Annotated in this window: 8 protein-coding genes; 6 read left to right on the forward strand and 2 right to left on the reverse strand. The window is 58.3% G+C overall.

Translation table 11 applies throughout. The features are described 5' to 3' along the window. The 5 genes from AC13DD_RS02010 to AC13DD_RS02030 form a co-directional block, all read left to right on the forward strand. A partial coding sequence (locus AC13DD_RS02010) for an SPOR domain-containing protein (RefSeq protein ID WP_482930779.1) occupies window positions 1–442 on the forward strand: 442 nt, incomplete at its 5' end. A 211-nt stretch (window positions 443–653) separates the two neighbouring features. Next, window positions 654–5,102, forward strand: a complete 4,449-nt coding sequence (gene gltB / locus AC13DD_RS02015; RefSeq protein WP_092032981.1) for a glutamate synthase large subunit — start codon at window positions 654–656, stop codon at window positions 5,100–5,102. 72 nt (window positions 5,103–5,174) lie between these two features. Further along, complete coding sequence (locus AC13DD_RS02020; RefSeq protein WP_008170781.1) at window positions 5,175–6,593, forward strand: FAD-dependent oxidoreductase; 1,419 nt, start codon at window positions 5,175–5,177, stop codon at window positions 6,591–6,593. 126 nt (window positions 6,594–6,719) lie between these two features. Beyond that, entirely contained in the window at window positions 6,720–7,784 is a 1,065-nt protein-coding gene (gene hemE / locus AC13DD_RS02025; protein WP_482930780.1) for a uroporphyrinogen decarboxylase, read from the forward strand. 252 nt (window positions 7,785–8,036) lie between these two features. Next, entirely contained in the window at window positions 8,037–8,405 is a 369-nt protein-coding gene (locus AC13DD_RS02030) for a PilZ domain-containing protein (protein WP_008170777.1), read from the forward strand. Between the two features lie 170 nt (window positions 8,406–8,575). Here AC13DD_RS02030 and radA read toward each other — a convergent pair whose 3' ends face one another. Both radA and ettA read right to left on the reverse strand, forming a co-directional pair. Continuing rightward, on the reverse strand, window positions 8,576–9,952 hold the full coding sequence (gene radA / locus AC13DD_RS02035) for a DNA repair protein RadA (RefSeq protein ID WP_482901766.1): 1,377 nt from the start codon (window positions 9,950–9,952) through the stop codon (window positions 8,576–8,578). Then, entirely contained in the window at window positions 9,952–11,613 is a 1,662-nt protein-coding gene (ettA, locus tag AC13DD_RS02040) for an energy-dependent translational throttle protein EttA (RefSeq protein ID WP_104323167.1), read from the reverse strand. The genes radA and ettA overlap by 1 nt, the downstream gene beginning before the upstream one ends. Window positions 11,614–12,003: 390 nt before the next feature. On the opposite strand from ettA, the gene glyA reads away from it, so the two are divergent. Further along, the gene (gene glyA / locus AC13DD_RS02045; RefSeq protein ID WP_273070341.1) at window positions 12,004–13,257 is read left to right on the forward strand and encodes a serine hydroxymethyltransferase; all 1,254 of its coding nucleotides are present in this window, start codon (window positions 12,004–12,006) and stop codon (window positions 13,255–13,257) included. Window positions 13,258–13,264: the final 7 nt, after the last annotated feature.

Below are 13,264 nucleotides of genomic sequence, written 5' to 3' on the forward strand. Positions count from 1 at the left end.
AGAGCCAGAGCCAGAGCCAGAGCCAGAGCCAGAGCCAGAGCCAGAGCCAGAGCCAGAGCCAGAGCCAGAGCCAGAGCCAGAGCCAGAGCCAGAGCCAGAGCCAGAGCCAGAGCCAGAGCCAGAGCCAGAGCCAGAGGCCGCGCCGAGCTTCACTCCAGCAAACCCGGCGTATTTTTCGGCGATTGATCAGGTTCGGGCGCGTGGAGGCTGGACCATTCAACTGGTGGCCGGCAATCTCGAACAGACTGCTCTGAACGTTATTTCCCGCTATTCACAGCTTGGTGATCTGGTCTACACCCGCGGGGAAAGGCAAGGCCAGCCCTGGTTTATGGTATTCTATGGGGAGTTTCCTACCCGGGAGGCGGCAAATGCCGCGGCAGCTGGTTTGCCAGAGGAGCTGGCTTCCAGGTCACCCTGGGTGCGTCCGGTCGACAATTTATAGCGCCGCTGTTTCGGCGCTAACTCGTTGTTCCATAACCTTGTCGACTGGTAATCCCGGTTTCGGCTTCCCACAATAACGTCACGCCGATTTGAGTACGTATTTCTACGTGTGTAAAATAGCCAGCCCCCATTTTCAGTGTCGAAGGGTGGTTGTTTGGCTGTGCGCCAATTAACTCTTTGATTGAAAAGCATTTCTACGCGAGAGAACGCTTATGATGACAGGTTTGTATCATCCCGATGAATTCAGGGACAACTGCGGATTCGGTCTGATTGCCCACATGAAGGGCGAGGCCAGCCACAAGTTGTTGCAAACTGCCATCGAGTCTCTGACCTGCATGACCCACCGAGGTGGTATCGCTGCAGACGGAAAGACCGGCGATGGTTGTGGCCTTCTGATCCAGAGCCCGGATGGCTTTCTGAAAAAAGCCGCCAAGGCAGCGTTTGGTAAGGAGCCGGGTGATCTTTTTGCTGTCGGCCAGGTCTTCCTGAACCCCGACGAAGCCAAGGCTTCGGCTGGTCGTGCGGCCATCGAGAAACGGTTGACCGAGCAGGGCCTGGAGATTCTCGGCTGGCGCGAAGTGCCGGTCGATGACAGCTGTCTCGGTCCTATGGCGCTTGATTGCCTGCCCCGTATCGAGCAGGTCTTCGTGGTGCCTGGTGGCAAGGCGGAGCGTGATTTTGCGATCAGTCTGTTCGTGGGCCGTCGCCACGCCGAAAGCGATATGGCCGACGATCCCGAGTTCTACATCTGTAGCCTGTCACACCGCACCCTGGCCTATAAAGGCCTGATGATGCCGGCAGATCTGGCCAACTTCTACAAGGATCTGGGTGACCCCGATCTCGAGACCGCCATCTGTGTTTTCCATCAGCGGTTCTCCACCAACACCATGCCACGCTGGCCGCTGGCCCAGCCGTTCCGGTATCTGGCTCACAACGGTGAGATCAACACCATCGACGGCAACCGTAACTGGGCCATCGCCCGGGCCGCCAAGTTCAGCTCTCCGGAATTGCCAGATCTGCAGACCCTGCAGCCTCTGGTGAACCTCACCGGTTCTGACTCCTCAAGCATGGACAACATGCTGGAAGTGCTGCTTGCCGGCGGTGTTGACCTGTTCCGCGCGGTCCGCATGATGATTCCGCCAGCCTGGCAGAATGTCGACAGCATGGATTCAGAGCTGCGTGCGTTTTACGAGTACAACTCCATGCACATGGAGCCTTGGGATGGTCCTGCCGGTCTGGTCATGTCGGACGGCCGCTATGCCGTCTGTATGCTCGACCGGAATGGTCTGCGCCCGGCCCGGTGGGTCATCACCAAGGATGATTTCATCACGCTGGCCTCAGAGATCGGAACTTACGGTTATCAGCCGGACGATGTGGTAGCCAAAGGCCGTGTCGGACCGGGTCAGATGCTGGCGATCGACACAGAGTCCGGTGAAGTCCTGCACACCAAGGACATTGATCAGCGTCTCAAGACCGCTCAGCCTTACAAGCGCTGGCTGCGGGAAAACGCTCTCCGCGTCGAGACCACTCTGAATCAGGACACCCCGGATTTCAGGCTGATGGATTCCGGCGAGCTTCTGGTGCACCAGAAGATGTTCATGGTCTCCTTCGAAGAGCGTGACCAGGTATTGCGTCCGCTTGCGGAGAACGGCCAGGAAGCGGTTGGATCAATGGGCGACGATACCCCAATGGCCGTGCTCTCGAGCAAGGTACGCCACGTGGCGGACTACTTCCGGCAGAAGTTCGCCCAGGTGACCAACCCGGCGATTGACCCTCTGCGTGAGTCGATTGTCATGTCCCTGGAGACCTGTCTGGGTGCCGAGCGCAACGTATTCGAGGAAACCGCCGATCACGCAGACCGCATTATTCTGACGACACCGGTTCTGTCGCCTGCCAAGTTCCTCAAGATTGCCAACAATGAGCGCCCGGGTTTCGAGGTCGCGCGTATTTCCATGAGCTACCGCCCGGAACAGGGATTGGAGCAGGCGATTCGCCAGGTTTGTGAGGAAGCGGAACAGGCCGTCCGGGATGGTAAGGTGCTGCTGATCCTCACCGACAAAGATTTGAAGGAAGGTGAACTGCCGGTCAATGCCCTGATGGCAACCGGTGCGGTCCACCACCATCTGGTCAAGAAAGGACTGCGTTGCGATTCCAACATCGTTGTTGAAACCGGTTGGGCTCGCGATCCCCATCATTTCGCCGTGCTCTTCGGTTTTGGTGCAACAGCGGTCTATCCGTACCTGGCTTACCAGGTTCTGAACGACCTGATCCGTACCGGCGAACTGCTGATGGATCCGATTGATGCCAAGAATAACTACCGGAAGGGCATCAACAAAGGGTTGCTGAAGATACTGTCGAAGATGGGAATTTCCACCATCACTTCCTATCGTGGCGCCCAGCTGTTTGAGGCGGTCGGTCTGGCCGATGATGTCGTTGACCTGTGCTTCAAGGGTGTGCCCAGCCGAATCCAGGGTGCCGGGTTCTACGATTTCCAGCAGGACCAGGAGCAATTGGCGTCCGTGGCCTGGAAGCCGCGCAAGCCCATCATTCAGGGCGGTCTTCTGAAGTACGTCCATGGCCAGGAGTATCATGCCTTTAACCCGGATGTGGTCGGTAAGCTCCAGGAGGCGGTGACCAGCGGCGACTATGGCCACTACAAGGAATACGCGGGTCTGGTTAACGAGCGTCCGGTTGCGACGCTCCGTGACCTTCTTGTCTTCCGGAAAGACATCAAGCCGATTGATATTTCGGAAGTAGAGCCGGTTGAAAACATCTTCACCCGCTTTGATTCGGCCGGTATGTCACTTGGTGCCCTGTCACCCGAGGCCCACGAAGCCTTGGCGGTGGCCATGAATACCCTGGGCAGCCGGTCTAATTCGGGCGAGGGCGGTGAAGATCCCGCTCGCTATGGCACTGAAAAACGCTCGAAAATCAAACAGATCGCGTCCGGACGTTTTGGCGTTACAGCCGAATATCTGCGTAGTGCGGATGTCATGCAGATCAAGGTGGCCCAAGGTGCCAAGCCGGGCGAAGGCGGCCAGTTGCCCGGTGGCAAGGTCAATGAACTGATCGCCCGCCTGCGTTATTCGGTCCCGGGCGTAACGCTGATTTCACCGCCGCCGCATCACGATATCTATTCCATCGAGGATCTGGCCCAGCTGATTTTCGACCTCAAACAGGTCAATCCGCAGGCTCTGGTGTCTGTGAAGCTGGTCTCTGAGCCCGGCGTCGGTACGATTGCCGCAGGTGTGGCTAAGGCGTACGCCGACCTGATCACGGTGTCCGGGTACGATGGCGGTACAGCGGCGAGCCCGCTGACGTCGATCCGCTACGCCGGTTCTCCCTGGGAGCTGGGGCTTACCGAAACCCAGCAGGCGCTGCGAGCCAATGACCTGCGTGGCAAGATTCGCCTGCAGACTGATGGCGGCCTGAAAACAGGTCTGGACGTGGTAAAGGGCGCGATCCTTGGTGCCGAGAGCTTCGGTTTTGGTACCACCCCGATGGTTGCGCTGGGTTGTAAATACCTGCGTATCTGTCACCTGAATAACTGCGCGACCGGTGTGGCTACACAGAACGACCACCTCCGTGAAGAGCACTTCAAGGGCACGGTGGAAATGGCGATGAATTTCTTCCGCTTCGTGGCCGAAGAGACCCGGGAGTGGATGGCCAAGCTGGGCGTGCGTACCCTGGAAGAGCTTGTGGGTCGCGTTGACCTGCTGGAGCGCCTGCCCGGTGATACCGAACGTCAGAAGAAACTGGATCTGAGTCGCCTGCTGTCTAACGACCATATTCCTGCAGACAAGCCGCAGACCTGTCAGGTCGAACGGAATCACCCGTTTGATGAGGGCAGGCTCGCGGAACAGATGGTTCAGGATACCGCTGCGGCGATCAAAGAGAAGAGTGGAGGCGCGTGGTCCTATCGAGTCACCAACTGTGATCGCTCTATTGGCGCCCGCCTCTCTGGCGAAATCGCCCAGATCCATGGTAACCAGGGTATGGTGGATGCACCGATCACCCTGGACCTGACCGGTACCGCTGGCCAGAGTTTTGGTGTCTGGAACGTGGGTGGTCTCAACCTGATCCTTGAAGGGGACGCCAACGACTACGTCGGTAAGGGCATGACCGGTGGCAAGCTGGTTGTGAAGCCGCCCCGCGGCAGCGCGTTCAAGACCCAGGAAACCTCTATCGTCGGCAATACCTGTCTCTACGGCGCAACCGGCGGCAAACTCTTTGCTGCCGGAACCGCGGGTGAGCGATTTGCAGTTCGTAATTCCGGTGCCCATGCCGTTGTGGAAGGCGCCGGAGACCATTGCTGTGAATACATGACCGGTGGTCTGGTGACGGTGCTGGGCTCTACTGGCCACAACTTCGGTGCTGGTATGACCGGTGGCTTTGCTTACGTCATGGATATCAACAACACGTTCGTGGACAAATACAACCACGAGCTGGTGGAAATTCAGCGGATTTCCAGCGAGGACATGGAGTCCTACCGCAATCACCTGCGTGGTGTAATCCGGGAGCATATCTCGGAAACCGGCAGTGAGTGGGCAGAGCACATTCTTGAGAATTTCGACGACTACATTGGCCGCTTCTGGCTGGTGAAACCCAAGGCTGCGAATCTGCGCAGTCTGCTGGCCAGCACCCGGGCGCGTCCGGAATAAGAGGCTGAGAGGGTTTGGGGCGAGCAGCCTGGCTGCCGCCCTTGTCGAAATCGAGTTGATGAGAGCATCCAGATGAAAGAACGACTGAGTAATGACTTCCAGTTTGTCGAGGTTGGACGTGTCGACCCGAAAAAGGTCCCGGCCAAGAAGCGGAAGAAAGAGTTTGGTGAAATTTACCACCCCTTCACAGCAGATAACGCGGCGTCCCAGTCCCATCGCTGTCTTGAGTGTGGTAACCCCTATTGCGAGTGGAAGTGCCCGGTTCACAACTATATTCCGAACTGGCTCAAGCTGGTTTCCGAAGGCAATATCATGCGGGCCGTCGAGTTGTGTCACCAGACCAACTCCCTGCCTGAAGTTTGCGGCCGGGTTTGTCCGCAGGATCGCCTGTGTGAAGGTGCCTGCACGCTGAACGACGGGTACGGTGCGGTTACCATCGGGTCTGTCGAGAAGTACATTACCGACACCGCCTTTGCCCTGGGCTGGAAACCGGATATGTCCGCCGTGAAGTGGACAGACAAGAAGGTTGCAGTCATCGGCGCTGGGCCTGCGGGTCTGGGCTGCGCGGACGTTCTGGTTCGCAATGGCGTCAAGCCGGTTGTATTCGATATCTATCCGGAAATCGGTGGCCTGCTGACCTTCGGCATTCCCGAGTTCAAGCTGGAAAAATCCGTTATGACCCGTCGCCGCAAGGTGTTCGAGGAGATGGGCGTGGAATTCCGCCTGTCTACCGAGGTGGGCAAGGACGTTCAGCTGCAGGAGATCATTGACGAGTACGATGCCGTTTTCATGGGCATGGGCACCTACACCTACATGAAGGGAGGTTTCCCGGGTGAGAACCTGCCGGGCGTGTACGATGCACTGCCGTTCCTCGTTTCGAACGTCAACCGTCGTCTCGGCTTCGAGAAAGACGAAGCAGACTTCATTGACATGAAAGGCAAGCGGGTTGTTGTCCTCGGTGGCGGCGATACGGCGATGGACTGCAACCGCACCTCGATCCGTCAGCAGGCCGAGAGCGTCACCTGTGCCTACCGCCGGGACGAAGCCAACATGCCGGGTTCTCGCCGGGAAGTGGCCAACGCCAAGGAAGAGGGCGTTAAGTTCCTCTTCAATCGTCAGCCCATCGCCATTATTGGTGAAGACCGGGTTGAGGGTGTGAAGGTGGTTCAGACCCGTCTGGGCGATCCGGACGAAAATGGTCGTCGCCGTCCGGAAGTGGTCCCGGGTAGCGAGGAGGTTATTCCTGCGGACGCGGTTCTGGTCGCCTTCGGTTTCCGTCCGAGCCCGGCCGACTGGTTCGATGAGCTGAAAGTGAATACCGACGATTCGGGCCGGGTAACTGCTCCGGAAGGCGCAGAGTTCATGTTCCAGACCAGCAACGAGAAAATCTTTGCGGGCGGGGACATGGTCCGCGGTTCGGATCTGGTCGTAACCGCTATCTGGGAAGGCCGTCAGGCTGCCGAAGGCATCATGGATTACCTGGATATCTGATTGCACGGTTGATCCTGATGAGAAGGGCGGTTTCCTAAGGGAAAGCCGCCCTTTTTTATTCCCGCAAACCGGGTATTATGGCCTCCATCCAATTTTCCCCTTTGTACAGAACACGCTGGATTTCCTATGACCGAGCTGAAGAATGATCGTTTCCTGCGCGCCCTGATGCGCCAGCCCGTGGACCGCACACCGGTTTGGATGATGCGACAGGCAGGGCGATATCTGCCGGAGTACCGTGCGACCAGGGCAAAAGCCGGCGACTTCCTCAGCTTGTGCAAGAACACGCCGTTGGCCTGCGAGGTAACTCTGCAGCCTCTCGAACGTTTCCCACTGGACGCGGCGATCCTGTTTTCAGACATCCTGACGATTCCGGACGCTCTGGGTCTTGGCCTGTACTTCGAAACCGGCGAAGGCCCGAAATTCCGGAATACGATCCGCTCCGAAGCCGATGTTGCGGCTCTGCCGAAGATCAACGCTGAGGTGGATCTGGACTACGTTATGAACGCGGTTTCCACCATCCGCGGAGCCCTGAACGGCAGCGTTCCCCTGATCGGTTTCTCCGGCAGCCCCTGGACCCTGGCGACTTATATGATTGAGGGTGGCTCGTCCAAGGATTTCCGGGAGGCCAAGAAGCTCATGTACGGTCAGCCGGAGGTGATGCATCGCCTGTTGGACCATCTGGCGGATGCGGTCATTGATTACCTCAACGGCCAGATCAAGGCCGGTGCCCAGGCTGTACAGATTTTCGATACTTGGGGCGGCGTTTTGAGCAGCTGGGCGTACGAAGAGTTCTCGCTCCGCTACATGAAGAAGATCGTTGACGGTCTGATTCGCGAGAATGATGGTCGCCGGGTACCGGTGATTCTGTTCACCAAGAATGGCGGTCAGTGGCTGGAATCCATTGCCGATTCCGGTGCGGATGCCGTTGGTCTGGACTGGACTACCGATATCGGTAATGCCCGGGCCCGGATTGGTGATCGAGTGGCCCTTCAGGGCAACATGGATCCGGCGATGCTGTATGCACCGCCTGAGCGGATCCGGCAGGAAGTGGCTGATATCCTCAAGCGCTTCGGTTCCGGCAATGGGCACATATTTAACCTTGGTCACGGGATTACGCCGGATGTCGATCCGGAGCATGCAAAGGCGTTCATTGAAGCTGTGGTCGAGCTGAGCCCAGAGTATCACCGCTAAGACTTGGATTTTTGCGTCTCCTAGCCTGTGAATATGCGGGCTAGCCTGCTGTAGGGCCCTTTCCAAAAACCGCTACGAGCACGTCCATGTGGCTTGTCTCCGGCCTTCCATGGCCTCCGACATTTTTGGAAAGGGCCCTACAGCAGCCTTGTTTGTTCTGCAGAGATATATCTGCTCAAAAACTCCTCTGGAAGCGATCTTCTGTCCGGTCTATAGTCAGGTAAAACAAGACCGGTAAACAGGAGTAACCACTTGCCCACCAAGACCCCAGAAAAGCGCCGGTTCCACCGGATCGAGTTTGATGCGCCGTGTGAGCTCCACTGCCAGGAATCCGTCTGGACGACGGAGGTGCTGGATATTTCGCTGAAAGGTGTTCTGGTGAAGCGGCCGGAGGGTTGGCAGGTCCCCTTAAAGCAGCCCTGCGAAGTGATTATTCATCTGAATGATCATGAGGCAGGTATTGTTATGGCGGTAGAGCTTAGGCACGTGGAGCCGCACCGGCTGGGTTTCAAATGCCAGTACATAGATCTCGATAGTGCTACCCACTTAAAACGCCTAGTGGAACTTAACCTCGGAGATCAGGCGTTGCTGGAAAGAGAGTTTGCCCACCTCATTGATTAGAGCTTTTGCAGCCGGACTTTGGCACCGCTGCCTGCAGGTCAGGTTGACTTCGGAGCTTTCAAAAATGTCGGAGGCCAAGGATGGCCGAGGACAAGCGCACAGGGATGTGCTTGTAGCGGTTTTTGGAAGCTCCGAAGTCAACCTGACCGTTCACTCCGAAGATGGCAGGCTTAAAGGTCTTCCAGAGCAGTAAGAGCATCACTCAGTTTGGTAACGGGAATCACCTTCATGCCGTCGATGGCCTTGCGCGGGGCATTGGATTTCGGTACCAGAGCCCGCGTGAAGCCGTGTTTGGCGGCTTCGTAGATGCGCTCCTGGCCACTGGGCACCGGGCGGATTTCCCCGGAGAGGCCGACTTCGCCGAAGATCACCAGGTCCTGGGGTAGGGCTCGGTCGCGGAAGGAGGAGACAATGGCGGCCAGCAGCGCGAGATCGGCGCTGGTTTCGTTTACTTTTACGCCACCAACCACGTTCACGAACACGTCCTGGTCGGATACGTGCATGCCGCCATGGCGGTGCAATACGGCAAGGAGCATGGCCAGCCGGTTCTGATCGAGGCCAACTGCGACCCGTCTGGGGTAGCCGCCCTGAGCCATATCCACCAGGGCCTGGATCTCCACGAGCATCGGGCGGGTACCTTCCCAGACCACCATCACCACGCTTCCAGGGGCAGCGTCTTCGCCGCGGTTCAGGAAGATCGCGCTGGGGTTCTTCACTTCCTTTAGCCCCTGTTCCAGCATGGCGAACACGCCCAACTCGTTCACTGCACCAAACCGGTTCTTGATCCCCCGAAGGGTTCGATAACGGCTGTCGCTGGAGCCTTCCAGCAGGATAGAGCAGTCGATCATGTGTTCCAGAACCTTCGGGCCGGCCAGGCTGCCGTCTTTGGTGACATGGCCGACCAGAAACAGAATGGTGCCGGTCTGCTTGGCGAAACGGGTGAGGTAGGCGGCGCTTTCCCGTACCTGCGAGACACTGCCCGGGGCGGACTCGATATCCGCCATGTGCATCACCTGAATACTGTCCACCACCAGAATCCGGGGTTTTTCTGCCTCGGCCACCTGCATGACTCGTTCGACACTGGTTTCGGACAGCATCTTCAGGTCTTTGGTGGGCAGGCCCAGCCGTTTGGCGCGCATGGCGACCTGTTGCAGGGATTCCTCACCGGTGACATACAAAGCGGGGACGCTGGCGGCAAGATGGCAGACGGCCTGTAGCAGCAGTGTGCTCTTGCCGGCGCCCGGATGGCCGCCCATCAGTACGGCAGAGCCTTCGACCAGGCCGCCGCCCAGGACCCGATCGAACTCCTGCATGCCGGAGCTGATGCGAGGCTGCTCGGCCAGGCTGACGTCGTCCAGGCTCTGAACTTCGGATAGGCTGCCGGCGAATCCCTCAAAGCGGGCACCGCGGGCGCCTTTGCTGTTGCTGCTGACGCCGCGGACTTCGCTGATGGTGTTCCAGGCCTGGCATGCCGTGCACTGGCCCTGCCACTTGGAATAGTCTGCACCGCACTCGGTGCAGACAAAGGCGGTTTTGGTTTTCGCCATCAGGCCAGCTTCTTGTACTTCATGCGCTTGGGCTGCATGGCTGAATCGCCCTTACGCTTCTTGAAGTCCTCATCGTACTCCGTGAAGTTGCCTTCGAAGTACACCACCTCGCCATCATCTTCGAACGCCAGAATATGGCTGGCTACGCGGTCGAGGAACCAGCGATCGTGTGAGATCACCAGGGCAGAACCCGGGAAGTTCAGCAGGGCTTCTTCCAGCGCCCGGAGGGTTTCCACGTCCAGATCGTTGGTGGGCTCATCCAGCAGCAGCACGTTGCCGCCCTGTTTCAGCAGCTTGGCCAGGTGCAGGCGGTTGCGCTCACCGCCGGACAGGTCGCCAACCCGCTTCTGCTGGTCGCTGCCCTTGAAGTTGAAACGGCCTACGTAAGCCCGGGAGGGCGTCTCGTAATTGCCAACCTTGATGATATCGTTGCCGTCGGAGAGCTCTTCCCAAACGGTTTTGCTGCCATCCAGGTCACGCATCTGGTCCACGTAGGCCAGTTCCACGGTTTCGCCGACGGTGATGTCACCAGAGTCCGGCTTGTCGAAACCGGCAATCATCTTGAACAGGGTGGATTTGCCGGCACCGTTACCGCCGATAATGCCCACGATGGCACCGGGCGGTACGCTGAAGGACACGTCTTCATACAGCAGGCGGTCACCGAAGGACTTGCTGATGCCGTCCACCTCGATCACCTTGTTGCCCAGGCGAGGTCCGGGCGGAATGTAGAGTTCGTTGGTTTCGTTGCGCTTCTGGAATTCCTGGGAGCTCATCTCCTCAAAGCGGGCCAGACGGGCCTTGCTCTTGGACTGACGGCCCTTGGCATTGCTTCGCACCCACTCCAGTTCCTGTTTGATGGCTTTCTGGTGAGAGGCTTCCTGCTTGGATTCCATCTCCAGGCGCTTCTCCTTGTTTTCCAGCCACTGGCTGTAATTGCCTTCAAACGGAATGCCGTGGCCACGGTCCAGTTCCAGGATCCAGCCGGCGACGTTGTCGAGGAAGTACCGGTCGTGGGTGATGGCGACCACGGTGCCTTCGTAGTCATGCAGGAAGCGCTCGAGCCAGGCCACGGATTCGGCATCCAGGTGGTTGGTGGGCTCGTCCAGCAGCAGCATGTCCGGGCCGGACAGCAGCAGACGGCACAGTGCGACCCGGCGGCGCTCACCACCGGAAAGAACGCTTACTTTCTGATCCCAGGGTGGAAGACGCAGGGCGTCCGCGGCAACTTCCATCTTGCGTTCAATGTCGTGGCCATCGGTGGCCTGGATATAGGCCTCCAGCTCGCCCTGCTTCTTGGCCAGGGCGTCAAAGTCGGCATCCGGTTCGGCGTAGGCTGCGTACACCTGGTCCAGTTCGGCCAGGGCGTCGTGGACGCCGGAAACCGCCTCGTCGACGATCTCCTTGACGGTTTTTTCTTCGTCCAGCTCCGGCTCCTGGGGCAGATAGCCCACGTTGATGCCAGGCTGCGGACGGGCTTCACCGATGTAATCCTGGTCTACGCCCGCCATAATGCGGAGCAGGGTGGATTTACCGGCACCGTTGAGGCCCAGAACGCCGATCTTGGCGCCGGGGAAGAAGCTCAGGGAGATGTCTTTCAGAATCTCGCGCTTGGGCGGGACCACCTTGCCCACGCGGTTCATGGTGTAGACGTATTGCGCCATTTTGTCAGCATCCTTCTTGCGAATTGAGTGTCGAGATCACTGAAGGTGTCTGGCTGAGGCCATCGGGTAGGGCGATCCGGGATCGTCAAAATCAGGGATGATTTTGTCGAGCGTACAGGGATGTATTCACAGCGTATCCCGGATCGCCCTACCCGATGGCCGTAACTCCACAAGCCGCAACCAATGAACGTAGACCGGCTAAGGTATCGAAACCTACCAGTGATAGCAATTGAGCAGAAACCGGAGTTGGCCGCATGCCGGTATCTGCGGACGGTTAAAGGGTGATTTTTCACCCGTTTGTAAGATAGAATAGCGACCCAATTTTTCAGGGAGCCTGCGGAGATCGCCAAAGCTCTCCGGGCCAGCCAAGCACACAGGGGCAGCGCATCCATGTTTAATCGTGAAATGAAAATCGCCGGCTTTGACGACGAACTCTGGAACGCCATGCAGGCGGAAGAGAAGCGCCAGGAAGCTCACATCGAGCTGATCGCGTCCGAGAACTACACCAGCCCCCGAGTGATGGAAGCCCAGGGCAGCGTGCTGACCAACAAGTACGCGGAAGGCTATCCGGGCAAGCGCTACTATGGCGGCTGCGAGTTCGTGGATATTGCCGAAGACCTGGCGATTGAACGTGCCAAAGAGCTGTTTGGTGCTGCCTATGCCAACGTCCAGCCGCATTCTGGTTCCCAGGCCAACTCGGCTGTCTTTATGGCTCTGCTCAAGCCTGGTGATACGGTTCTGGGCATGAGTCTCGCCCACGGTGGCCACCTGACTCACGGCGCCAGTGTCAACTTCTCCGGCAAGATCTACAATGCCGTGCAGTACGGTATCAATACCGACACTGGCCTTCTCGACTACGATGAGATCGAAGCGCTGGCTCTTGAGCACAAGCCAAAAATGATTATTGCTGGCTTCTCAGCCTACTCCCAGGAGCTGGATTTCGCCCGCTTCCGTGAGATTGCCGACAAGGTGGGCGCTTACCTGTTTGTCGATATGGCCCACGTGGCTGGCCTGGTGGCCGCGGGCGTTTACCCGGATCCGGTTCCCCATGCCCACGTGATCGCGACGACTACACACAAGACCCTGCGCGGTCCCCGTGGTGGTCTGATCCTGGCTTGCGATGATGCTGATCTGCAGAAGAAGCTGAACTCTGCGGTATTCCCGGGCGGCCAGGGTGGCCCGCTGATGCACGTTATTGCCGCGAAGGCTGTTTGCTTCAAGGAGGCCATGAGCGAAGAGTTCAAGACCTACCAGCAGCAGGTTGTGAAGAACGCCTCTGCCATGGCTCAGGTTTTTGTGGATCGTGGCTATGATGTGGTTTCCGGCGGCACCAGGAACCACCTGTTCCTGGTCAGCCTTATCAAGCAGGACATTACCGGTAAAGACGCCGATGCTGCATTGGGTCGTGCTCACATTACCGTGAACAAGAACGCGGTTCCCAATGACCCCCGTTCGCCGTTCGTCACTTCCGGCCTGCGTATTGGTACCCCGGCGATCACCACTCGCGGTTTCGGCGAGTCCGAGTGTCGCGACCTGGCCGGCTGGATCTGCGATATCCTCGATAATCTGGATGATGATGCGGTCAACAGCCGGGTTCGCGAACAGGTGAGTGCGCTCTGCGCCCGTTTTCCTGTCTACGGCTAATCGTTTT

It is taken from the genome of Marinobacter sp. L-13, from assembly GCF_056857715.1.